Annotated in this window: 25 protein-coding genes; 5 read left to right on the forward strand and 20 right to left on the reverse strand. The window is 62.1% G+C overall.

Annotated elements, in window-relative coordinates:
• Positions 1-9 precede the first annotated feature (9 nt).
• From ACGYLD_RS05960 to pip, 5 genes are all read right to left on the reverse strand, one after another.
• Positions 10-630: an RNA-binding protein gene (locus tag ACGYLD_RS05960; protein ID WP_271688604.1), complete on the reverse strand. Its 621-nt coding sequence runs from the start codon at positions 628-630 to the stop codon at positions 10-12.
• 20 nt (positions 631-650) lie between these two features.
• Positions 651-2,279, reverse strand: a complete 1,629-nt coding sequence (gene nusA / locus ACGYLD_RS05965) for a transcription termination factor NusA (protein ID WP_067265353.1) — start codon at positions 2,277-2,279, stop codon at positions 651-653.
• Positions 2,279-2,857, reverse strand: coding sequence for a ribosome maturation factor RimP (gene rimP / locus ACGYLD_RS05970; protein ID WP_067265355.1), 579 nt, complete (start codon positions 2,855-2,857; stop codon positions 2,279-2,281). Before rimP ends, nusA begins: the two co-directional genes overlap by 1 nt.
• A 136-nt stretch (positions 2,858-2,993) precedes the next feature.
• Complete coding sequence (locus tag ACGYLD_RS05975; RefSeq protein ID WP_394401645.1) at positions 2,994-3,857, reverse strand: ABC transporter substrate-binding protein; 864 nt, start codon at positions 3,855-3,857, stop codon at positions 2,994-2,996.
• A complete protein-coding gene (gene pip / locus ACGYLD_RS05980; protein ID WP_271692647.1) occupies positions 3,854-4,825 on the reverse strand; it encodes a prolyl aminopeptidase in 972 nt (323 codons plus the stop codon). Before pip ends, ACGYLD_RS05975 begins: the two co-directional genes overlap by 4 nt.
• Before the next feature lie 48 nt (positions 4,826-4,873).
• On the opposite strand from pip, the gene ubiG reads away from it, so the two are divergent.
• Positions 4,874-5,632: a bifunctional 2-polyprenyl-6-hydroxyphenol methylase/3-demethylubiquinol 3-O-methyltransferase UbiG gene (ubiG, locus tag ACGYLD_RS05985; protein ID WP_394401648.1), complete on the forward strand. Its 759-nt coding sequence runs from the start codon at positions 4,874-4,876 to the stop codon at positions 5,630-5,632.
• On the opposite strand, the gene ACGYLD_RS05990 is transcribed toward ubiG, so the two are convergent.
• The 4 genes from ACGYLD_RS05990 to ACGYLD_RS06005 are packed head-to-tail and all read right to left on the reverse strand — an operon-like array spanning position 5,607 to position 7,915.
• A complete protein-coding gene (locus tag ACGYLD_RS05990; RefSeq protein WP_067265366.1) occupies positions 5,607-6,047 on the reverse strand; it encodes a MarR family winged helix-turn-helix transcriptional regulator in 441 nt (146 codons plus the stop codon). The genes ubiG and ACGYLD_RS05990 overlap by 26 nt on opposite strands.
• 11 nt (positions 6,048-6,058) lie before the next feature.
• The gene (locus ACGYLD_RS05995) at positions 6,059-6,889 is read right to left on the reverse strand and encodes a carbon-nitrogen hydrolase family protein (protein WP_394401651.1); all 831 of its coding nucleotides are present in this window, start codon (positions 6,887-6,889) and stop codon (positions 6,059-6,061) included.
• The gene (gene grxC, locus ACGYLD_RS06000) at positions 6,886-7,146 is read right to left on the reverse strand and encodes a glutaredoxin 3 (RefSeq protein ID WP_271692650.1); all 261 of its coding nucleotides are present in this window, start codon (positions 7,144-7,146) and stop codon (positions 6,886-6,888) included. The genes ACGYLD_RS05995 and grxC overlap by 4 nt, the downstream gene beginning before the upstream one ends.
• A gap of 37 nt (positions 7,147-7,183) precedes the next feature.
• On the reverse strand, positions 7,184-7,915 hold the full coding sequence (locus tag ACGYLD_RS06005; protein WP_271692651.1) for a ComF family protein: 732 nt from the start codon (positions 7,913-7,915) through the stop codon (positions 7,184-7,186).
• A gap of 14 nt (positions 7,916-7,929) precedes the next feature.
• Here ACGYLD_RS06005 and ACGYLD_RS06010 point away from each other — a divergent pair, with 14 nt between their 5' ends.
• Positions 7,930-8,748, forward strand: a complete 819-nt coding sequence (locus ACGYLD_RS06010; RefSeq protein ID WP_271692652.1) for a methyltransferase domain-containing protein — start codon at positions 7,930-7,932, stop codon at positions 8,746-8,748.
• Between the two features lie 54 nt (positions 8,749-8,802).
• A complete protein-coding gene (hemH, locus tag ACGYLD_RS06015; protein ID WP_271692653.1) occupies positions 8,803-9,879 on the forward strand; it encodes a ferrochelatase in 1,077 nt (358 codons plus the stop codon).
• 103 nt (positions 9,880-9,982) lie between these two features.
• Here the strand turns inward: hemH and ACGYLD_RS06020 are convergent, their stop codons facing one another.
• On the reverse strand, positions 9,983-10,165 hold the full coding sequence (locus ACGYLD_RS06020) for a hypothetical protein (RefSeq protein ID WP_067261136.1): 183 nt from the start codon (positions 10,163-10,165) through the stop codon (positions 9,983-9,985).
• A 141-nt stretch (positions 10,166-10,306) separates the two neighbouring features.
• Positions 10,307-10,918, reverse strand: a complete 612-nt coding sequence (locus ACGYLD_RS06025) for a L,D-transpeptidase (protein ID WP_271692654.1) — start codon at positions 10,916-10,918, stop codon at positions 10,307-10,309.
• A 168-nt stretch (positions 10,919-11,086) separates the two neighbouring features.
• Between ACGYLD_RS06025 and ACGYLD_RS06030 the strand changes: the two genes are divergently transcribed.
• Positions 11,087-11,584 carry a CAP domain-containing protein gene (locus ACGYLD_RS06030; protein ID WP_168612925.1) on the forward strand — a complete coding sequence of 166 codons (498 nt, stop codon included), beginning with the start codon at positions 11,087-11,089 and terminating at the stop codon, positions 11,582-11,584.
• Positions 11,585-11,646: 62 nt separating this feature from the next.
• Here ACGYLD_RS06030 and ACGYLD_RS06035 read toward each other — a convergent pair whose 3' ends face one another.
• The 7 genes from ACGYLD_RS06035 to ACGYLD_RS06065 all read right to left on the reverse strand — a co-directional run bounded on the left by ACGYLD_RS06035 (position 11,647) and on the right by ACGYLD_RS06065 (position 20,081).
• Complete coding sequence (locus tag ACGYLD_RS06035) at positions 11,647-12,144, reverse strand: murein L,D-transpeptidase family protein (protein WP_168612924.1); 498 nt, start codon at positions 12,142-12,144, stop codon at positions 11,647-11,649.
• Positions 12,145-12,256: 112 nt separating this feature from the next.
• Complete coding sequence (locus tag ACGYLD_RS06040) at positions 12,257-13,480, reverse strand: class I SAM-dependent RNA methyltransferase (protein WP_394401655.1); 1,224 nt, start codon at positions 13,478-13,480, stop codon at positions 12,257-12,259.
• 37 nt (positions 13,481-13,517) lie between these two features.
• Positions 13,518-15,350, reverse strand: coding sequence for an ABC transporter ATP-binding protein (locus ACGYLD_RS06045; protein ID WP_271692656.1), 1,833 nt, complete (start codon positions 15,348-15,350; stop codon positions 13,518-13,520).
• The gene (locus ACGYLD_RS06050) at positions 15,347-17,185 is read right to left on the reverse strand and encodes an ABC transporter ATP-binding protein (protein ID WP_271692657.1); all 1,839 of its coding nucleotides are present in this window, start codon (positions 17,183-17,185) and stop codon (positions 15,347-15,349) included. The genes ACGYLD_RS06045 and ACGYLD_RS06050 overlap by 4 nt, the downstream gene beginning before the upstream one ends.
• A 166-nt stretch (positions 17,186-17,351) precedes the next feature.
• Positions 17,352-18,512, reverse strand: coding sequence for a CCA tRNA nucleotidyltransferase (locus ACGYLD_RS06055; RefSeq protein ID WP_276153766.1), 1,161 nt, complete (start codon positions 18,510-18,512; stop codon positions 17,352-17,354).
• Positions 18,509-19,105 carry a CoA pyrophosphatase gene (locus tag ACGYLD_RS06060; protein ID WP_271692659.1) on the reverse strand — a complete coding sequence of 199 codons (597 nt, stop codon included), beginning with the start codon at positions 19,103-19,105 and terminating at the stop codon, positions 18,509-18,511. Before ACGYLD_RS06060 ends, ACGYLD_RS06055 begins: the two co-directional genes overlap by 4 nt.
• Position 19,106: 1 nt before the next feature.
• On the reverse strand, positions 19,107-20,081 hold the full coding sequence (locus ACGYLD_RS06065) for an Hsp33 family molecular chaperone HslO (RefSeq protein WP_067267891.1): 975 nt from the start codon (positions 20,079-20,081) through the stop codon (positions 19,107-19,109).
• A 76-nt stretch (positions 20,082-20,157) separates the two neighbouring features.
• Between ACGYLD_RS06065 and ACGYLD_RS06070 the strand changes: the two genes are divergently transcribed.
• Entirely contained in the window at positions 20,158-20,595 is a 438-nt protein-coding gene (locus ACGYLD_RS06070; RefSeq protein WP_271692660.1) for an NUDIX hydrolase, read from the forward strand.
• Here the strand turns inward: ACGYLD_RS06070 and ACGYLD_RS06075 are convergent.
• Both ACGYLD_RS06075 and ilvA read right to left on the reverse strand, forming a co-directional pair.
• Positions 20,592-21,848, reverse strand: a complete 1,257-nt coding sequence (locus ACGYLD_RS06075; RefSeq protein WP_271692661.1) for a PP2C family protein-serine/threonine phosphatase — start codon at positions 21,846-21,848, stop codon at positions 20,592-20,594. The genes ACGYLD_RS06070 and ACGYLD_RS06075 overlap by 4 nt on opposite strands.
• 78 nt (positions 21,849-21,926) lie before the next feature.
• On the reverse strand, positions 21,927-23,159 hold the full coding sequence (ilvA, locus tag ACGYLD_RS06080) for a threonine ammonia-lyase IlvA (RefSeq protein WP_271692662.1): 1,233 nt from the start codon (positions 23,157-23,159) through the stop codon (positions 21,927-21,929).
• Positions 23,160-23,177 lie beyond the last annotated feature (18 nt).

A 23,177-nucleotide genomic window follows, 5' to 3' on the forward strand; every position in this document is an offset into this window, starting at 1 on the left:
GAAGCTCGTCTATCCTTTCGGATGGCCGTTGCCACCCTCGTTTACGCGCACGCCTTTAAGTCTACCGGCTTCCTCTACAACACGTTGCGTGAGTCCACCAGAGGCGAGCGCCCCATGTATCACAGTTTGGCGACCGAATGCCAAACCCAATTCATCGGCTGTCAACCAACCGATGTAATGACCATAGTGTGGGGTGCTCAGCTTGGACTTACCGCGCCCTGACCCGTCTACGGCCTGTATCAATACTTCGGCCTCTTCGGTTTGCAACCAACCCTTGACCTTTTCGTAACCGGCGACCGCCTTGCCCGCCTTGCGCTGTAGCGAGATCAGCTCGACCACCCGGCGGGCCAACTGCTGCTCGACCTCGTCGACCAGCCCGTCGGGCAGGGTGACCGGCTGTTTCGCCGAGCGGGAAAAAGCCTTTTTCTTGATGGCCAATTCCAGCGCCGCACGATCCGCCGCGACATAGATGCCCCGACCCGGCAGTTTACCCAGAATATCCGGGTAAACCTGATTGTCCGGGCCGACCACGAAACGGATCAACCCATGTTTCGGCTGCACCTCGCCCGTGGCGATGCACTTGCGTTCCGCACCGTCTGAGCGGTCATTCGAGGCGCCACCGCGTCCCATGTGCAACCCCCGAGGCCCGCTTAGGCCTCGGCCTCCTCGGCGGTTTCGCCGTCTGTTTCTACGTCGTCTTCTTCCGCATCGTCCTCAAGCTCGGTCGGGTCGACCCAGCCCAGCATGACGCGGGCGGTCATGATCATGGCCTGCGCATCTTCGAGGCTAACATCGAAGGGCTCAAGCGCGCCGTCGTCTTTAACACGCTCGCCGTTGACCGTGGTCCAGCCGCCAGCCAGTTCCCAATCGGCACAGGTGGCGAAATCTTCCAGCGTTTTGACGTCGTCCTTGGCCAGCGCTTCTATCATTTGGGGGGTCAGCCCCTCAAATTCAACCAGGCTGTCTTCGACACCCAATGCGCGGGCGTTATCAAGCGCCGCTTTGTTCTGCGCTTCGAGCACGTCACGGGCGCGGGCCTGCAACTCACCCGCCGTGTCTTCGTCCACACCGTCGATGACCAGCAGCTCGTCGACTTCGACATAGGCCACTTCTTCGAGGTTGGTGAAACCTTCGGAGACCAGAAGCTGGGCGAAGAATTCGTCGAGATCGAGGTTGTCCATGAACAGCTTGGTGCGCAGTTCGAACTCGGCCTGACGGCGCTGGCTTTCCTGCTCTTCGGTCATGATGTCGATGTCGAGACCGGTCAACTGGCTGGCAAGACGCACGTTCTGACCACGGCGGCCAATGGCGAGCGACAGTTGCTCTTCGGGCACGACGACTTCGATCTTACCGGCTTCTTCGTCCAGAACCACTTTCGACACTTCCGCAGGCTGCAGCGCGTTCACAAGGAAGGTGGGCTGGTCTTCGTTCCACGGAATGATGTCGATCTTCTCGCCCTGAAGCTCGTTCACGACGGCCTGCACGCGGCTGCCGCGCATACCGACGCAGGCACCGACGGGGTCGATGGAACCGTCATGCGAGATCACGGCGATCTTGGCGCGCGAACCGGGGTCGCGGGCAACCGCTTTGATCTCGATGATGCCGTCGTAGATCTCCGGCACTTCCATCTTGAACAACTCGGCCATGAACTCAGGCGCGGTGCGGCTCAGGAAAATCTGCGGGCCGCGCTGCTCGCGGCGCACGTCTTTGATATAGACGCGGATGCGGTCGTTCGGGCGATAGCTTTCGCGGCCAATCTTCTCGTTCCGGCGCAGGATCGCCTCGCCGGCACCCACGTCGACGATGACATTGCCATATTCCTCGCGCTTGACCAGACCGTTGATGATGGTCCCGGCGCGGTCTTTGAATTCTTCGTACTGGCGGTCACGCTCAGCTTCGCGGACCTTTTGCAAGATCACCTGCTTGGCCGACTGCGCCGCGATGCGGCCCATTTCAACCGGAGGTACTTCCTCGACAAAAGTGTCGCCAACCTTGGGGTCGGCCATGTACTGCTTGGCCTGCTCTACGGTGAACTCGGCCTGATAGTTCTCAAGCTCATCATCCTCGACCACGGTGCGGACGCGGGTGAAGGTGGCCTTGCCGGTCTTGCGGTCGATGTCGACCCGGATGTCCATCTCGGCGCCATAGCGGGACTTGGCGGCACGGGCGAGGGATTCCTCCATCGCTTCGACGACCAGACCGGGGTCGATCATCTTCTCGCGCGCCACCGCCTCGGCGGTTTGCAACAGCTCAAGCTGGTTTGCAGATGTAATGGCCATTAGGTGTCTCCCTCAGCAGACTCTTCAGTCTCGATATCATCAAAATCGGTTTCGTCGATCGCACCAGACGCTTTGCGCTGGCGGAGCATTTCCTTGATCAGGTCGTCGGTCAGCACGAGCTTGGCATCGCTGAGCCAGTCGAACTGCAATCCGATGGTGCCCTCTTCGACGTTGATCAGCACCTCGCCACCCTCGACACCTGCCAACTCACCCTTAAAGCGGCGGCGGCCGTCAATCAGTTCGGTCGTCTCGATCTTGGCCTCATAGCCTTCGAAAGCGTCGAAATCCTTGAGCCGCGTCAGCGGTCGGTCGATGCCGGGGCTCGACACTTCGAGCGAATACTCATCCAAGATCGGATCTTCGACATCCAGCACGGCGCCGATGGCCTGCGAGATCTTGGCGCATTCATCCACTTCGATCCCACCCTCGGGCCGGTCGGCCATGACTTGCAGGGTGGTGGACTTGCCCGACATCAGGCGCACGCGCACCAGTTCAAAGCCCATGTCCTCGATCACCGGGGTGATGATCTCGGCCAGGCGGCGGTCGATGGCGGCTTTGGCGATCAGGTCATTCGACATGAGACATCCATTTTCACTGGGCACAAAAAAACGGGCGCGCGGCCCGTTCACGAATTCGGTGGAGCCTTCGGTGTGGACCCGAAAGCGCCGCTGTTGAAGGGGATATAGGCCGAATGCGGCGAAACTGCAACCCCTCTCAGCCGAACCACCACCGCTCGGGCGCGCGCAGGTTGTCCATCGGCGCTTGGCGTCCGGGGTTCGGCGGCTGGCGCAGATCGCCCGACAGAGCGCTGACGCCACCGGCGCTATCGGCCTGAAGGGTCACATCCCCCCGGTCGTGGTAACGGGGCCGCGCGGGTAAATCCGCTGCATCAACAAGCCCTTCGCTCAGCGCCTGCGCCCGCACCTCGCGGGCGGGGAGCGACACCAGTTCGACCGTATCGAACCACCCGGCGGTGCCGTCCTTGTAATGCGTCTCTACCCGTTCGGCCAAAACCTGACGTCCGGCGGAAAAGCGCCGCAGACGGTAAAGCCCGGTGCCAATCCCGGCCTCGGGCGCATGGGCGGGGCGGATCACATAGCGCGATTGCGCCAGCAGGAGCGGCAGGTCGGGATTCGCCGCCGCCAATGTGACCTGCACTTGCAGATCGTCCTGAACGGCGACCTCGGCCCCGGCCAGAAGACCGCGCAGACTGGCCACCACATCGCGGGCGGTCAGGGGGCTGCCATCGTGAAAACGCACATCGGGGCGCAGGTCGAACTGCCACTGCCGGGCGCCATCGCTGGCCTGCCAACCGGTCGCCAACTCACCCTTGAGGATGCCATTGCTGGTGACTTCGGTCAGCGTGTCAAAGATCATCCCCTGCCGCGCGACCTGCATGAAGAGCCCATCGCCATGGACCCAAGTATCCTCTCGCGTGGCACCTGAAAGCGCCAGCCGCAGACGGCCCCCGCGCCGGGGCGGCTCCCCCGCGCTAGCACCTGTCGCGGCCAGCAGGGCCGCCGCCGCACCGGTGGTGAAAAGCGCCCGGCGATCCAGCAGAGAGTTGCGCCCACTCATCGCTGTCCGATCCTATCCATCGTGCGCACCAATTCGGAACTGATCCCCGGCTCCGACAGGGCATGGCCCGCATCCCGGATCATCCGCAGGTCGGCATTGGGCCAACGTTCCGCCAGCGCATAGGCCCCCGCAGGCGGGCAGATCATGTCATAGCGCCCCTGCACGATGACCCCCGGGATATGCGCGATCCGCCCCATATGTTCGAGGATCTGACCGTCGAACTCCAAAAAGCCATTGTTGGTGAAATAATGGTTCTCCAACCGCGAAAAGGCCCGCGCATAGGCCGATGGCCCGCCATGCGACACCCCATCGGAATGCACCGAGGCCAGCGCGTTCTCCCAAGCGGCCCATGCGCGGCCATAGTCCTGCTCGACCCGCAAATCGCCCGAGAACAGCCGCCGGTGATAGGCCGCGATCAGATCGTCACGCTCGTCTTCGGGGATCAGGTTCACGAACCGCGCCCAAAGTTCGGGCCAGAACCGCCCGGCGCCACCGCCGTAGAACCAATCAAGCTCGGCCTGCGTCATCAGGAACACGCCGCGCAGGATCAGATGGCGCACGGCCTCTGGGTGCGCTTGAGCGTAGATTAGCGACAGCGTCGCCCCCCAAGACCCCCCGAAAACCATCCATTTGTCGATGCCGAGCGTGGTGCGAATCAGCTCGATATCGGCGACCAAATGCCATGTCGTGTTGTCCGTGACCGAGGCATGCGGAGTGGAACGCCCGCAGCCGCGCTGATCGAACAGCACCACACGGTAGACCTTAGGGTCGAAATACCGCCGCATCGCCGGGCTGCAACCGCCTCCGGGGCCGCCATGCAGCACGACAACGGGGATGCCATCGGGGTTGCCACATTGCTCGACATAGACCTGATGCCCTTGCCCTACGGACAGCATCCGCTGGTCGAAAGGCTCAACCGGCGGATAAAGATGCGGCGCGCCGCGTTTTTGGTCGGGATACTTGTCCATTGCCGCCCTATATAGTCATTGAACCCAAAAGAGCACAGGGAGATCAGAATGCAAGCGGATCAATCAACCATCGACCCCGCCGAGATCGCCAAATTCGAAGCGATGGCCGCCGAATGGTGGGATCTGAACGGCAAGTTCAAGCCGCTGCACATGCTGAACCCCTGCCGGTTGGACTATATCACCAGCCAGATCGCGGGGGAGTTTGACCGCGATTTGAAGGCCGAGACGCCGTTCAAAGGCCTGCGGATCCTCGACATCGGCTGCGGCGGCGGGTTGCTGTCCGAACCGATGGCGCGGCTCGGGGCCGAAGTGGTGGGCGCAGATGCGGCGGCGGGGAATATCCCCGTGGCGCAGATCCACGCGCAGCAATCGGGGCTAGAGATCGACTACCGCCACACCACCGCCGAAGACATGGCCGATGCTGGTGAGAAATTCGACGTGGTGCTGAACATGGAGGTGGTCGAACATGTCGCCTCTCCCATCGACTATCTGATCGCCTGCCGCCGCCTGCTGAAACCCGGCGGGCTGCACATCTGTTCGACCCTGAACCGCAATCCAAAGTCCTTTATGATGGCGATTGTCGGGGCCGAGCATGTGATGCGCTGGCTGCCCAAGGGCACCCATGACTGGAACAAGTTCATCACCCCAGATGAGCTTTTCGACCTGCTGAGCCGCGCGGGGCTTGAGCCTGTGGACCGCAAAGGTTTCGTCTTTAACCCCGTCGCATGGTCGTGGCGGCTTTCGGATCGGGATTTGAGCGTGAACTACGTTACAGCCAGCCTCAACCCTGGCTCAACTGACGCCTGAGCGCGCGCAGGATCGGGAGCGTGGCGCGAACCTGTTCTTCGCCAAGCTCCCCCACCACGTTCGAGATCATCGGCGTGATCGCATTCACCGCCGCATCCCGCGCCTGCCGCCCGGCGGGGCTGATCGCGACCATCTTGCGCCGCGCGTCGTCCCAATCGGGGCGGATATGAACGTAACCGGCCCATTCGAGCTTGCTCAATGTGTTCGTCATCGCCCCACGCGTGACGTTGAAGGTTTCGGCCAGTTGCGCGGGCGAGCGTTCGCCGCCGTGCCATGAAAGCGAGTTCAGCACCGAGAAATGCGAGATCTCCATCCCCCGCGGCAGTACCCGTGTCAGGCGACTGCGCACCGATTGGTCGGCGGCCAGCAATTCTCCGAACAACATGATCGCAAGGGTGTTTTTATCGTCGGTCATTTTCAGTCCGGTCAGGGCGCGGCAAAGGGGCGGCGGTTGGCAAGGCTGGGCACTTTGGCGCGGGCCTTGTCACATTCTTCCATGTCCATGTCACAAAAGTAAACGCCGGGGGCTGTCCCGGCATCCAACACCACCTCCCCCCAAGGGGCCACGACCAGTGAATGCCCGTAGGTGTCGCGGGTCTTATGCGCGGCGCTGGCATGGGTGCCCGTCTGGGCCGGGGCCAGCACATAACAGCCATTCTCGATCGCCCGCGCCCGCAGCAGACTGTGCCAATGCGCGGCCCCGGTGACCGGAGAGAAGGCCGCTGGCATGGTCAAGATACGCGCACCGGCCTCGGCCAATGACTGATAAAGCGCCGGAAAACGCATGTCATAGCAGATCGACATGCCGATCTTGCCAAACGGCGTCTCGGCCACCACGGCCTTGTCGCCGGGGCGGTAGCCTGCGGACTCGCGGTAGCTTTCGGTTTCGTTGATATCCACATCAAACATATGGATTTTGTCATAGCGCGCGACGATCTCTCCCTGTGGGGAAATCAGGAAAGACCGGTTGGCAAAGCGCCCGTCCCCCCCGCGCGTTTTCAGACCGAGCGAGCCGATCAGCAGCCAGATGCCCGCCTTTGCCGCCTCTTCGCGCAGAGCGGCAAGGGTGACATCGTCTTCCTCATAGGCCAGCACGGCCTGCTGGTGGCTGCGGCTGGTGCTGACGCAATTCGTCACCTCGGGGGTCAGGACAAACTCGGCCCCGCCCGCCACCGCCTCGCGCAGCAGGGCGCGGGTCTCGATCAGATTGGCGGCGGGGTCATCCGAGACGTTGAGTTGCAGCAGCGCGATTTTCATCTGTCGCTCAGCAATGCATCCAACTTGCCGGCACGGTCCAGCGCATAAAGCTCATCGCATCCACCGACATGCACATCGCCGATGAAAATCTGCGGCACGGTGCGGGCACCGCCGGCGCGCTGGATCATCTCTTTCTTGCGCTCAGGCTCCGACAGCACGTCGATTTCGTCAAAGGCCGCGCCCTTTTGGGTCAGCAGGCGTTTGGCGGAATGGCAAAAACCGCAGAGCGGCGACGTGTAGATTTCGACAGGTTGCATAGGATCACCCTTTGAACAGTTAACGTTGCACAGTGATCTAGGTCTCTTTGGCCACGCGCGCCAGTGCCAGCACGAAAACAGGGCCGGACCCGGCGGCCAGACAGGCCTGCGTGCAGGCGGTCAATGTGGCGCCGGAGGTAAAGACATCGTCCACCAAAATCACCGGTCGCATGATGATACGGTGCCGCCGTCGCGGATGCACGCGGATCGCCTGTTCCAACACCCGATACCGGGCTGCACGGCCCAAACCCTCCAACGAGGGCGTATGCCGGACCCGCTGCAACAGATCGGGACACCAGCGGTGCCCGGTTTCCGCCGACAGCGCCTTGGCCAGCAGAGCCGATTGATTGTAACGCCGTTTTAGCAAGCGTAGCCAATGCAGCGGCACCGGCGCGATCAGCGCCTCTTGCGGCAGGATGCCCTGCGCCGCCTGCGCCATCCAGCGGGCCGCGGGGCGGGCGATCTCTTGCCGGTCGCCATGCTTGAGCGCCAGAACCAGCCTGCGCCCCATATCGCGGTAGAGCAGTGCCGTGCGTCCCTGCGCCCATGGGCGCGGCATCGCGAGACAGGCATCACAATGGGGTGAGCCCACATCCCCGCCCCCCGGCAAGGGCGCACCGCAGGCATCGCAAACCGTCCCGCCGAGGAAGGCTGTGTCGCGCCAGCAAGCGCCGCAGAGGCCAAAATCCGCATCGACAAGCCCCCCGCAGCCCAGACAACGCGGCGGGTAGATAAGCGACACTGCTGTTTGAAGTCCCCGTGGCGGCATTCTATGTGTTCCCCATGACAGCACAGCCCACCCTGACCGACCCCAAGGCCCTCGCCCAGCACCGCGCCCGCGCGACGACACGGGGCATGTTCCTGCAACAGGCAGCCGCCGAAGAGGTTCAGGATCGGCTGAGTTTGGTTAAGAAAACGTTTACCGCACCGGCCATCGTGACCGCCTTCCCCCCAGTCTGGGCAGAGGCGTTCCCCAAGGCCAAGATCGTCGCCGAGGCCGAGGTGCTGGCGCTGGAACCGCAGGCGCATGATCTAGTGATCCACGCCATGGGGCTGCATTGGGCGAATGACCCCATTGGCCAGTTGATCCAATGTCGCCGCGCGCTGCGTCCTGACGGGCTGTTACAGGCCGTGGCGCTTGGCGGGCAAACCCTGCATGAGCTGCGCGCCTGCCTTGGTCAGGCCGAAGCCGAAGTGACTGGCGGCCTGTCGCCCCGCATCGCCCCGATGGGGGAACTGCGCGATCTCGGCGCGCTGTTGCAACGCGCGGGGCTGGCCCTGCCCGTGGCCGATAGCCAACCGCTGACCGTGGAATATGATGACGCATGGGCCCTGATGCGCGACCTGCGCGAAATGGGAGAGACCAACGCCCTGCAAGCCCGTCTGCGCCGCCCCACGGGCCGCGCCGTGCTGATACGCGCGGCCGAGCTTTACGCCACGCATTTCACCGCCGCCTCGGGCCGGATCATGGCGACTTTCGACATGATCTTCCTTGCCGGTTGGGCACCGGACGAAAGCCAGCAGAAACCTTTGCGCCCTGGATCAGCGCAGCAACGGCTGGCAGATGCGCTGAATAGTCGCGAGGAACCCCTCCCCGATTGACCCAATCGGCAAAGCGGCTATCTCTGCGCGGATCACATGTGCGAGGAAACCCCCATGCAGGCAGCCCAGCCCCAATCCGCCCAAGCCGACGCCACCCAACCCGAACACGGCCCCACCGATCACCCCAAAGTCCCGCGTCCCAAAGTTGGCGTTTTGCTCGCCAACCTTGGCACGCCGGACGGCTATGACTATTGGTCGATGCGCCGCTACCTGAGCGAGTTCCTCTCGGACCGCCGGGTGATCGACTACAGCCCGTGGAAATGGCAACCGCTGTTGCAGACGGTGATCCTCACCAAACGCCCCTTTGCCAGCGGCGCGGCCTATAAATCCATCTGGAACGAGGCAGAGAACGAAAGCCCGCTGGCGACGATCACCAAATCGCAAACCGCCAAAATCAAAGCGGCGCTCAAAGCACGATACGGGGCCGACGTGATGGTCGATTACGCCATGCGCTATGGCAACCCGTCGACCCGCTCCAAGGTCGAGGCGATGGTCGCCGCCGGATGCCAGAAGATCTTGTTTTTCCCGCTTTATCCGCAATATGCCGGGGCGACCACGGCAACGGCGAATGACGCTTTCTTTGCCGCTCTGGCGAAGGAAAAATGGCAACCCGCTTCGCGCACCGTGGCCCCCTATTTCGACCGGCCTGACTATATCGAAGCGCTGGCGCAATCGGTCGAACGGGCCTATGCCGCGAAGGACAAGAAGCCCGATCTGCTGGTCTGCTCCTACCACGGTCTGCCGCAGCGCTATCTGATGGAGGGTGACCCCTACCACTGCCAATGTCAGAAAACGACGCGCCTGCTGAAGGAACGTCTGGGCTGGCAGGACAGCGAGATCATCACGACCTTCCAGTCACAGTTCGGCCCCGAGGAATGGCTGCAGCCCTATACGGTTGAAGAGGTCGCGCGTCAGGCCAAGGCAGGCAAGAAAAGCATCGCCGTCTGCGCGCCTGCATTCTCAGCCGATTGCATCGAAACGCTGGAAGAGATCAACGAAGAGATCAAGGAAAGCTTTGAAGAGGCAGGCGGCGAGGATTTCACCTATATTCCCTGCCTGAACGACGATGCGGCGCATATCGAAACGCTGACCACGATCATCACCGAGAACTTGGGCGGCTGGCTGGACTAAGCCCGCCTTGGGTCGCTGCGGCGGCCCCTTTTTCAGAACCACGCGCAGAAAACAAAAAAGGCGGTGCATTGCACCGCCTTTTCCGTTTGATCGTCAGTTCCGATTAGTCGGAAGCAACAGCTGCGGCAACCAGGGCCAGCAGGATCAGGGGAACCAGGATGCCCGAGGACGAACCTGTTGTTTCTTCCACGATGACCGGTGCTTCGACGATCGGCTCGGCCAGCGAACCAGCAAAAGCAGTCGATGCAGCAGCGGACAGAGCAGCGGCGAGAACGAGTTTCTTCATAACATAACCTCCAGAATAGGCGTGCTGTATCATATACATACACGCACCCAAGACTTACCTCGTAATCCTGTTCTAAACAGTATCGGCAAAAGTTTGCAAACCCGGAATCAGCTATTGCATCAAGGAATCAGGGGGATGTCGTCAAATAAGCAACACCTGCGTGCCAACCTTTGTCAGGGCAAAAAGTTCGGCGATATGTTCGTTATAGAGCCCGATGCAACCATTGGAAGACTTACGTCCAATTTTTCGTGTGTCGTGGGTTCCGTGGATACGATAGTAGGTCCAGCTGAGGTACAGCGCATGGGTGCCCAGTGGGTTGTCCGGACCGGGGCCGACGTAGGGCGGCCATTCGGGATTGCGCTTGAGCATCGACGGCGTGGGACGCCAGCTTGGCCCCTCGACCTTTTTGATGACACGGGTCCGGCCACGGCGTGTGAGGTCTTCGGTCAGCGGAACCGATGAGGGGTAGAGCTTGTAAACGCTCTGGTCCTCGGACCAGTAGTGCACCGCCCGGCTGTCGATATCGACCAGCACCGCGCCGTTGCGCGTGTTGCTGAAATAGGGGCGCCAATCCAGCATCCGGAAACTCGAGACATTGCGTTTGACCGCTTCGGTCAGGTCACGCTCTGTCTCGGTCGTGGCGGTGGAGTTGAAGGAAGAGGTGCTTTGCGCCAGAGCGGGTGTGGCAAGCATCGCGGCGCTGCCAGCAAGGAAGCCACGGCGGCTCTTGATCGAAAAACGGTGAGCGGACATGGAGCGTCTCCAAAACTGAAATTATGCTAATTATTGCCAGTTATATGGCTCGAAAGACGCAGTTTCAATTGAAACCGGGGCCGCACGGCAGAGTCATGCCTATGTGCGTTTGAACTGCAACGCGCCCCGATGTAAGGCAGAAAAAACTTCATTGCGTGGAGCGCTCATATGATCCGTATCCTGTCCATTCTACTGGCGCTGACGGTTGCGCTATCTGCCTGTACCCCGTCCAGCACGACCGGCGGCAAAGCCGGCGGCACCTACCGTATCAGCCGCTCCGACGCGGGTACGATCCAATTCCGCATGCTCGACTCCGTCAATGCGCTGCGCAGCTCTGCCGGGGTGACGCCGCTGGCGCTGGATGCCAAGCTGAACGCCGCGGCCGCCACCCATTCGCGCGATATGGCGGTGCAAAACCGCCCCTGGCATTTCGGCTCTGACGGGTCCTCGCCCATCGATCGCATCCAGCGCGTGGGCTATACCGGCGGTCTGGTCGGCGAGGTGATCTCGGAAACCTATGAGACCGAGCTTGAGACCCTCGCCGCGTGGATGGAACAGCCCGACACGCGCCGCATTCTGATGGCCCCCGATGGCCGCCAGATGGGTTTCGCATGGCATCAGGAAAACGGCGGCAAGATCTGGTGGACGCTGGTCGTCGGCAACTGATCTTTGTCTAATTAACCGACCGATCCGGCCCCTGCGGGGGCCGGTGTCGTATCAAGCGGCCCTTAGGGCGTGATCAGGATCGGCGTGCCGTCACGCACCATCGCGTAGACATCTTCGATTTCCTTGTTGGTGACCGCGATACAGCCCCAAGTCCAATCGTGCTTTTCTTTCTTCCGCGGGTCTTTCTGCCCGTGGATAAAGATATCGCCCCCCGGGCTTTTGCCCATGGCGCGGGCGTTTTCGATATCGCGCGCGTTCGGGTAATCGATCCCGACAGAAAGATGGAAACGACTGTTCGGGTTGCGACGGTCGATTCGATACAGCCCTTCGGGCGTGCGGCCATCCCCCTCAAAGGCTTTGTGGCCCACCGGAGCGAAGCCCAGTTTGATCCGGTAATCTTCGAGCACGCGGTTATGGTGCAACAGCATCATGCGGCGTTGGCTTTTGTTCACAACCACATAGGTCACTTCGGGACCGGTGTAGCGTTTGAACTTACTGCTACTGCACGCGCCAAGCGCCACCATAGCGGTGCCGCCAAGTATCATCGTCCTGCGTTTCATCACTGTGCCCTCAACGCCCCGGCCATTCCGGCCCTTTTTATCCGCGTTACCATAGAGAGGGATTAATTTCACTCAAAAAGCGGTGATCCGCGGCGTCATATGGGGCCGTGGCTCAGCTTTCAGGCAGGGTCAGACAGGCAGCGAGTTCCACATGGGACGACCAGCGGAACTGGTCGACCACCTGTACCCAGTCCAGCCGATAGCCTGCCGCGACCATGTTCTGCACATCGCGGGCAAAGCTCACCGGATTGCAGGAGACATAGGCCACGCGCGGCACCTCGGCGCGGATGATCTCGGCCACCTGCGCTTCGGCCCCCGCGCGGGGCGGGTCGAGCACCACGGCATCGATCTTGTCCAGTTCATCCGGAAGGAGCGGTCGGCGAAACAGATCGCGTGCCTCGGCGGTGAGCGGTTTTGCCCCCTTGGCCCGACGCCAGCCTCCTTCCAGCGCGGCGATCATCTCGGCATCGCCTTCCACTGCGTGCACCCGCGCCTGCTGCGCCAAGGGCAGGGCAAAGGTGCCGCAGCCCGCGAAAAGATCGGCCACGACCTCCGCCTCGCCCACGGCGTCTCCGACCGCCTCCAGCAAAGCTGCTTCGCCATGGCGGGTGGCCTGCAAGAAGGCGCCCGGCGGCGGCGTGACCGGCGCATCGCCAAAGCGCTGCGCTGGCGGCGCGCGCATCGCAATTACCTCGCCATCCCATGTCAGCCGAGCCAGAGATAGAGCCTCACAAGCCTGTGCCAATTGCTGGCGCAGCGGCCCGTCGAGCGGTTTGCCATTGGCGACAGAGACGTCCAGCCCCTCTTCCGAAAGTGTTACCGTGACGGCCAATTCGGCCTTTCGGCTGGTGCCGATCAGCGCCAGTTCTTCGGCGACCTTCAGCCCCGGCAGCAAGGCGGGATCGACCAACTGACAGCCCGGCACCTCGATCAGCACGTCAGAGGCGCGGCCATGAAAGCCCGCCATAGCGCCCTTTTTCGTCCGCCGCGCGGCAAAGATCGCCCGACGGCGCGATTGCGCGGGGGAGGTTTGGATGGGGCGAAATTCTGCCTCTACCCCATGAGCCGAAAGCGCGTTGCGCACCACATCGACCTTCCAAGCCGCCACGAAATCATCCGTGGCATGCTGCAACTGGCAGCCGCCGCAGGATTTGAAATGGCGACAGGGCGGTGCGACCCGCTGGTCGGAGGGGGTGACGATCCGCACATCGCGAAGCTGCTGCCCATCGACAACGCCGGTGACGGTTTCCCCCGGCAGGGTCATCGGGGCAAAGATCGGACCTTCGGCGATGCCGTCGCCGTGGTGGCCGAGACGCAAGATTTCATGTTCTGTCATAGCCTGCCCATAGCGCGGCAAAGGCGACTGGGAAAGCCTATTCCGCCGCCTTCACATCCAGAAACCCGCCCGACTGCCGGTGCCAATAGCGCGCATAAAGCCCGTCTTGGGCAAGCAAATCGGCATGGCTGCCAATCTCTGCAATGCGGCCTGCGTCCAGCACCATGATGCGGTCCATCTCGGTCAGGGTCGACAGACGGTGAGCGATGGCGAGGACCGTTTTGCCCTCCATCACACGATCTAGGGTCTGCTGAATCGCGGCCTCCACCTCGCTATCAAGGGCGCTCGTCGCCTCGTCCAACACCAGTATCGGCGCGTCTTTCAGGATGGCGCGGGCCAAGGCGATGCGCTGGCGCTGGCCGCCCGAAAGCTTCACCCCACGCTCCCCCAGATGCGCGGCATAGCCGCGGCGACCTTTGTGATCTTCGAGCTGCTGAATGAACTCATGCGCCTCGGCGCGTTCGGCGGCGGCGATGACCTCGGCCTCGGTCGCGTCGGGGCGGCCATACAGGATGTTGTCCCGCGCGGAGCGATTGAACATCGCCGTCTCCTGCGTGACCATGCCGATATTGCGGCGCAGGCTCTCTTGGGTCACCGTCGTGGTATCCACCCCGTCGATCAATATCTTGCCCTGTTCTGGTTCATAGAGCCGCAAGAGCAACGCCACGAGGGTCGATTTCCCCGCCCCCGAAGCACCGACGATGCCAAGCTTCTCACCCGGTTGGATGGTCAGCGAGATGCGGTCGATGCCGCCAGTCTGACGGCCATAGGCAAAGCCCAGATCGCGCAACTCGATCTCTCCGGCCTCGACGACCAGTTCCTGCGCATCAGGCTCATCATCCAGCCGCACGCGCGGCGTCAGGGTGCGCATGCCGTCTTCGACCTCCCCAATATTGGAATAGATCGCCATCAGCGTGAATGAGACCCAGCCCGTCATCTGCGCGATACGGATCGCGATGGCGCCGGAGGCGACGATATCGCCCTCGCTCGCCAATCCGCGCTGCCACAGCAGGATCGTCCCGCCCAGCAACAGAACCGGCAAAAGACCCGCAAGGCTCATCAGCGCCAGACGGAACCCGGCGGCGAGATAGCCGAACTCCAAGGCCCGGGCACGGAAGCTCTGCATCGCGGAAAGTGCGGCGCGGTCTTCGTGATCGGCATGCGCAAAGAGCTTCACCGTTTTGATGTTGGTGATCGTATCGACCACCTGCCCCGACACCATCGCCCGCGCCCCGGCCCGCCCCGCGGCCCGTTTGCGCACGCGCGGCAAGAACCAGTTGATCAGCGCCAGATACATCACCAGCCAGACGGAAAACCCAACCGCCACACGCCAGTCGATCGCCAAAAGCAAGGCGACCGACCCCACCAGAGAGGCAAGCGCAAAGGCCACCACGTTGATCACTTCGGCGGCCACATCCGTCACCGCCCGCGCGGCCTGCATCTGCTTTTGCGCAATGCGCCCGGCGAAGTCTTCGTCAAAAAAATTGACGTTCTGCCCCAGCGTCCAACGGTGCAGCCGCGACAACACCAGCGGGTTTACATTGGGTTGCACCATGATCGCGTTGGAGGCCGAGGAGAGGCCAAACAGCACGGGACGCGCCACAAGGAAAAACGCAATCGCGCCCAAGACCAGAACCAGACTGCTGCCCTCAAAAAACCGCTCCGGCCCTGCGCTGACCGTGGCATCGATCACCTTGCCCAAAATCCACGCTGTGCCCGCCTCCATCGCGCCAGCGGCGGCAGATAGAAAGGCGGCGAGCCAGAGCACCGGCCAAGCGCCAGCAAGGCACCAGCGGATGAAGGCCCAGAGGGTCTGCGGTGGGGGCCCCTCGGCGGGGCGAAACGGGTTGATCCAGTTCGAAATGCTCACGTCTTGTCATCCAATGCGAGAAAACCGCCCGACTGACGGTGCCAGAAAGCTGCATATAGGCCAGCTTTTTGCAAAAGCGCGTCATGGCTGCCCTCTTCGACGATACGACCTTGATCCAGAACCAGAATTCGGTCCATCTCGGCGATCGTCGACAGCCTGTGCGCGATGGCGATGACGGTCTTGCCCGCCATCATGCCATAGAGTGTTTCCTGAATGACCGCCTCCACCTCACTGTCGAGCGCGCTTGTCGCCTCATCCAGCAACAAGATCGGCGCGTCCTTGAGGATCACCCGCGCCAGCGTGATGCGCTGCCGTTGCCCGCCGGACAGTTTCACGCCCCGCTCGCCCACCCGCGCGTCATAGCCCGAGCGCCCCTCAGGATCGGTCAGATCGAGGATGAACTTATGCGCCTGCGCCTGTTTCGCCGCCGCGATCATCTCGGCCTCGCTGGCGTCGGGAAGGCCATAAAGGATATTCTCGCGCACCGAGCGATGCAGCAGCGAGGAATCCTGCTGCACCACACCGATATGCCGCCGCAGACTGTCTTGCCGGACCTGTGCGATGTCCTGCCCGTCGATCCGAATTTCGCCCGTTTCGGCGTCGTAGAACCGCAGTATCAGCTTCACGAGGGTCGATTTTCCCGCGCCCGAGCGGCCCACAAGGCCAATCCTCTCACCCGGCTGCACGGTGATATTGATGTCCTGAACCCCGCCGCTGTCGCGCCCGTAGTGATGGCTCAGCCCCGCCATTTCGATCCGCCCTTCGGTGAGCTTCAGCGGCGGCGCATCGCGGCGGTCGGTGAGGGCGAGGGGCTGGGCAATGGTCTCCATCCCTTCGGCAACGACACCCAATTCGCGGAAAAAGCTCGACAGCGCCCACATGATCCAGCCGGTCATGGAATTAAGCCGCAGCGCCAGCGCGGCGGCGGCGGCGACAACACCGACACTTGCCTCGGCCCCCATCCACAGCACCAAGGCCCAGCCGACGACGCCCACGATCAACATGCCGTTGAGAAGGGTGAGCACCACATCCATGATGGTGAAGATACGCATCTCACCTTGAAACGTGCGCCGCGCCTCTTCGATGGCTTCACCCGCGAAATCGACCTCCAGATCATGATGCGCGAACATTTTGACCGAATGGATATTGGTATAGGCATCCACCACGCGCCCCGTCACCTGCGACCGCGCGTCCGACGCGGCTTTGGACGCAGGGCCGACCCGTTTGATCGTCCACGCCACCAAGCCGCCATAGAGGATGAACCACCCCAGAAGCGGCACTAACAACCGGATATCCGAGGTAGAGAGCAGGATCGCCGCGCCGATCATATAGGCCAGCGAGTAAGAGATCGCATCAAAGACCTGAAAGACGACCTCCCCCGCTGCCGGTGGGGTCTGCATGATCCGGTTGGCGATACGCCCGGCGAAGTCATTCTCGAACCAGCCCACCGATTGCCGCAAGACATGGCGATGCGCCCGCCAACGGATCAACGTGCCGAAGTTCGGCAAGATCGCATTGTTCAAAAGCATCACATCGACCGCCTGCACCATGGGCCGCAGCAACAGCACGGCCAGCGCCACGAGGATCAGCTCGGTCCGGTGTTCCGCCCACATCTGCGCAGGATCGCTGCCCAGCAGATCGACGATGCGGCCCATGTAGTAGATCAGGCCAACCTCGATCCCGGCGACAAGGACCGCCATCAGCCCGGCGAGGGCAAATACCTTTTTGAACGGCTGTGCATAGTCCCGCAGGAAGGGCCACAGCCCTTGGGGCGGCACATCCTTCTCGCGATAGGAGACATAGGGATCAACGAGGTTTTCAAAAAAGCGGAACATGGGAAGACCTTGGAAATAGACGTGCAAAATGTTCGGCGCTGCCCAATAGCAGAGCCGCAAACGCGGCAATGGTTATGCCAGCTTAGCTGAACCAGATCCCGCGGTACATTTCGCCCATCTCCCTTGTAATGCGCTTTGGGTAGACGAATTTCCCCGCGATGTCGACCTAGCTGCGCCGGGCCAATAGGTCCGCCCGGGTCAAGGTGAAGCCTGAGTTGATCCAAAGCTGCTCCAGCCGGGCAAGCTCTTGGCCCAGGGCCGGGCCTTTGAACGCGGGCATTAGGTCTGTGGCCGTTACTGGAAAACGAGCCGCCGCGGCGCTTTTTATCGTCTCTAACATGGCGGTTTCGGGCATCTGTTCCGCCATACAGCCCCGCAGCAAAGCCGCGCCAATGGCCACATCCGCCCCATGACGATAGGCAAGCTCAGGCAATGGTGGCCCTGCGAAAACCTGCTCTTGCAGCTGGGTGAGATGTTTGGCCTCAGCTTTGCTCAGCCGCAGACGGTCTGCCACAGCCTCCCCGCCCAGCGCGGCCAGACGCACCAGCCAATCGGGGCCAAGGCCAAGCTCTTGTTCGAAATGGACCAGCATGGAAATCCAACGGTCATTACTCCCCGGCAAAAGCACGGGCAAAGCACCGGTTTGTCGCATCAAAGCCAGTGCGGGGGCAGGATCAGGCGCGCGGAGGAGTTTTTTGAACTCCTGCCCCACACGTTCCGCCGAGAGTGTCTCGAGCCCATCCAAATTCGACGCGATGGCATCGAGCGCCTCCGGCTCTGGCCCCACTTCAGGGTCACCATACCACGCCATGAAGCGGAAATAGCGCAGGGTGCGCAGGTAATCTTCGCGGATACGCTGACCTGCGTCCTCAATGAAACGCAACCGGCGCGCGCGCAGGTCGGGCAGCCCGCCCAAGGGGTCGATCACACGGCCCTCAGGCGTGGCATAGAGCGCGTTCATCGTAAAATCCCGACGACGCGCATCGTCGGCGATATCGGTGGAAAAGGCGACGACAGCCCGACGGCCATCAGTCTGTACATCGCGGCGAAAGGTGGTGATCTCAAAGGGTTTTCCACCCGAGACCAGCGTCACTGTGCCATGGTCGATCCCAGTCGGCACGGCCTTGACCCCGGCGGCCTTTGCCAGCGCCATCACCGTTTCAGGTGTCGCTTCGGTGGAGAGGTCAACGTCGCTGTCTGGCAGTCCCAGCAGCGCATCGCGCACGCAGCCGCCGACGAAATAGATAGGATGCCCACCATCCTGCACCACGCGGCAAACCCGCTGTGCGTCTTCGTCTTGGAGCCAGCGCGTGCCGGTCGGAATCATTTGTTCATTCGTGTCGCCCATGCCCGCAACATACGCGCGGTCGCACCCCAGATGTAATAGGGGCCGTAGGGAACGGCGTAATAATACCGCCGCTGGCCGCGCCAACGCCGGGAATGCACAAGGTAGTTGCTGGGGTCGAGTACATGGTCGAGCGGCACGCGAAACACCTCTTCGACCTCACCGGGCTCAGGCACCACGGTAAAATCGCGCGTCACATAGCCGATCACAGGCGTCACGCTAAAGCCGGTGACCGTCTCATGAGCCGGAAGCACGCCCAAGACATCCACGCTATCGCTCGGCAGGCCGATCTCTTCGCGAGCTTCGCGCAGGGCGGCAGCGATGACATCCGCATCCCCGCCGTCTTGCTTGCCGCCCGGAAAGGCGATCTGCCCAGGGTGATGTTTCAGCGCCGAAGACCGTTTGGTCAGGATCAGCTCCAGCCGCGCACCGGTATCCACAACTGGGGCCAGCACCCCCGCAGGGCGCAGGACGCGCCCCTCGGGGAGGGTAACCTCTGGGTTCAGATCGAAATCAGAGGATTCCACCCCGGTCTGGGCAAGCGCCCTGCGAAAAGAATGGAACCGGTCGCTCACCTTAGGCCTTGGCGTCGAAACCGACCGTGGCCGGATCAAGGTCGTAATGCGCGCCGCAGAATTGGCAATCGGCGGTAACCCGACCTTCGTCCGTGGTCATCTTTTCGATATCGCGGGCCGAGTAGATCGACAGGCTTTGCCGCACGCGGTCTTCGGAACAGGTGCAGCCGAAACGCACCGGCTGGGGGTCATAGACTCGCGGTTGTTCCTCGTGAAACAATCGCAGCAGCAGATCGGTCGGCGGAACGCTGGGGCCGATCAGCTCCAAATCCTCAACGGTGCCGAGCAGGATGTTCACGCGGTTCCAATCCTCGGCCTCATCGCCCTCGACCAAGTCATCGGCCTTGAGGATGTCACCGCTCCCCTCGCCCGACGCTGCCAACGGCGAGGCTTTGGGCATATGCTGCAACATGATGCCACCGGCGCGCCAATGCTCCGGTTCATCCGGGCCGGACGATTTGCCAAAGCTCAGGGAAAAGCGGGTCGGCAACTGTTCGGACTGGGCGAAATAGGCTTCGGCACAGGCGGCCAGAGACCCACCGGCCAGCGGCGTGATGCCCTGATAGGGGGTCATGCCTTGTCCTTGGTCGATCATGATCGCGAAATAGCCTTCGCCGACCTGCTCGAACGGGGCGTCGTCGGTCAGCCGGTCCGCATCATAGCTGGCATAGGCGCGGATGCGCGCAGGCTCGCCTTCCTTCTCGGGGCCGTAGTAATCCGTCGCGATCATCCGAACGGCACCTTTGGACTGCACCTGCAGCGACAGCTTCCAACGCAGTTTGATCGTCTGGCCGATCAATGCGGTCAGCAACGCCATCTCGGCCACCAGCGCTTCGACCTGCGGCGGATAGTCGTGCTGTTTCAGGATGCCTTCCAACACGCCATCAAGCCGCGCCACGCGGCCGCGCATGTCGACATCATCAAGCTGAAAGGGCAGAACGGTATCGTCCCACGCGATTTTAGTTCCTTGGGTCATCGGGTTTCCTTATCGGGGGCCGCTTGGCATACCGCGTCTATATAGGCGCAGCAACCCATGGAAAAAGGGGCAGCACATGATCCGACGTACAGGTGAGACACCAGAGCCCGGTCAACGCTACACGCCGCGCCCCGGCGTCTATGCCATTTTGCCGCTGCAACGCCGCTTTCTGATGACGCTGGAAATGGCTGAGGAGACTGAGGTGCAACTCCCCGGCGGCGGTATCGAGGCGGGGGAATCCCCGCTTCAAGCGCTGCACCGCGAGGTGCTGGAGGAAACCGGCTGGCGCATCGCCCGCCCGCGCCGATTGGGGGCCTTCCGCCGCTTTACCTATATGAAGGACTACGACCTGTGGGCGCAGAAGATCTGCCATATCTATGTCGCCCATCCCGTGCGCCAGATCGCCGCCCCGACAGAGCCGCATCACGCCACGCTGGTGCTATCGGCCAGCGAGGCGCTGGCAACCCTCGCCAATGAAGGTGACCGTTTGTTTCTGCAACGCCACCTAGGCTAGGCGTTGCCGTGATACTCAAGCAATATCCCCGAGACATCATCGGGGAAATCGCGGCTACCAGCGAATTCCGACAGCTTCCAAACCAGCGCACTCAGCAGCGCCGGGCCGCTGAACCGGCGCAATTCGCCCAACATGCGGGCCAAACCCTCTTCGCCCAACATCTCCCCATCCGGATCGGGGCATTCCGTCACCCCATCGGATAGGATCAACAAACGATCCCCCGGCGCCATCTGAAGTTTATAGTCCTCGAACCCCACCCCAGAGAGCAGCCCGACAGGAAAACCCCCGGTGCCCGATTGTTCGACCCGCCCATCCGAGCGCAGCAAGGCAGGATGCGGATGCCCCGCCTGGGCGACAGTGACCTCCCCGGTCATAAGGTCCGCAATCGCGAGCATCAGGGTGAAATAATGCTCCGTCTCCATCTCATGAAGAACGAGGTCATTCAGTTCCGCGATCACTTCACCCGGAGGCCGCGCCGCGTAGGTCCCCCCGGGCAAAAGCGTGAGCGCAAGGTTCTGATCCGGCGTGGCCGCCGACAGATACCCCGCCAGCCGCGCCGTCATCAGGGCCGAACTGATCCCATGCCCAGACACATCCAAGCCAAACAGCCCCACGACCCCCGGCCGCACCGGGAAATACCCCACCAAATCCCCGCCAACATGCCCGGCAGAGCGCAGCATCATCGACAGATTGCCCCCCTCCATGGCGCGATAACGCTCGCGAAGCAGCGATTGCTGAAATTTCTTGGCCTCGACCAAATCCTTGTCGATCCGCGCATGCACCTGCCGCAGAATATCCAAAGTCTCGGTGATCAGCTGATTTTTCTGCGTCAGGTCCCGCTGCATGGCCAGAAAACGCGCCCCCGCCATAAGACGCGCGCGTAGCTCCGGCAGACCGGCGGGCCGTATCAAAACATCATCAGCCCCTGCATCAAGAGCGCAGTCCACCACCCGCTCATGACTGTCGGCCAACAGAATGAGATAACTGCGGCGCGCTTCCGAGAGCTCCCGAAAAGTCCGGCAAAAATCGAGTCCCGATATCGCCCAACTGCAAAGCACGATATCAGGCCCCCGCTGCACGCAAAGGGCGAACGCGTCGGCTTCCGAGGCGGCAGAAACCACCTCATATCCCCATCCCTTCAACGCGGTCGAAAGACAGGCCCGCCGGGTCTCATCCCCCTCGACCACCAAAACCAAAGACGCCACAGCAGGTGTCGCCACTGCTTCGGAAAGGCTGGGGATATCCAATTTCATGCGACACGATCCTGACAGACCCTGTCGAGTTAACCTACCAAGCCTTTCCAGAAGGTGAATCCTTCCGGTCTTCCGCCCCTACAGAACGAACTGCGCCAAGGTTTCGTCGTTGGTGATATCCGTATAGGTAAAGCCCGATTGCCCCAACTGCTCGAGAAACGGTTTGAAATTTTCAGGCCGCCGCGTCTCGATCCCGATCAGGACCGAGCCAAAGTTTCGCGCCGATTTTTTCAAATACTCGAAACGGCAAATGTCATCCTCCGGCCCCAGCAGCATCAGGAATTCCTTCAACGCCCCGGGCCGCTGCGGCATGCGCAGAATGAAGTATTTCTTCACACCCGAATAGCGCTGCGCCCGCTCCTTGACCTCCGGCAAACGCTCGAAATCGAAATTACCCCCCGAGGCCACGCAAACCACCGTCTTGCCCACAATCTGATCGGCCACCTCACCGAGCGCATCGATCGATAGCGCGCCCGCCGGTTCCAACACGATGCCTTCGACATTCAACATCTCGTTGATCGTTACGCAGATCCGGTCCTCAGGCAGATGCACCACATCCGCCGGGTTCACCCCGCGCAAACGCTCGAAAGTCCGCGCACCGACCTTGGCCACCGCAGCACCGTCGACGAAGTTATCGATCGGCGAGACATCCACCGGCGCCCCAACTTCCAACGCCCTCGCAAAGCTTGGCGCCCCGGAAGGTTCGACGAATGTATAATCGCAAGCCTCACCAAAATAACTCACCACCCCCGAAGACAGCCCGCCGCCGCCCACCGGCAAGATCACCCGGTCCGGCACCCGGCCCAACTGCGCGGCAATCTCCACCGCGACCGAAGCCTGCCCCTCGATCACGTCGTCATCATCGAAAGGCGACAGGAAATGCGCGCCCTCCTCCCGACAGAAATCCTGCGCTGCGGCCAGCGTGGCGTCAAAATAATCCCCCACCAGCCGGATTTCGACATTCTCACCGCCGAACATGCGGGTCTTCTGCACCTTCTGCTGCGGCGTCGTCACCGGCATGAAAATCACGCCGCGCACCCCGAAATGACTACAGGCAAAAGCCACCCCCTGCGCATGGTTCCCGGCAGAGGCACAGACGAAAACCCCCTGCCCCGGGATCACCTTACGCATCGCATTGAAGGCCCCGCGCAGCTTGTAGGAGCGCACCGGGCTCAGATCCTCGCGTTTCAGCCAGATATCCGCGCCAAACCGCTCCGACAGATGCTCATTGCGCAAAAGCGGTGTCGCCGGGAACAATGCCCGCAGCGCCTCTGCCGCCGCCTGTGCTTTTCGTGCAAATTCATCCGCCATCTGTGCTCTCCTTGCTGC

The sequence above is a fragment of the Sulfitobacter sp. 1A12056 genome, assembly GCF_043558125.1.
Lineage (GTDB): Bacteria > Pseudomonadota > Alphaproteobacteria > Rhodobacterales > Rhodobacteraceae > Sulfitobacter > Sulfitobacter faviae.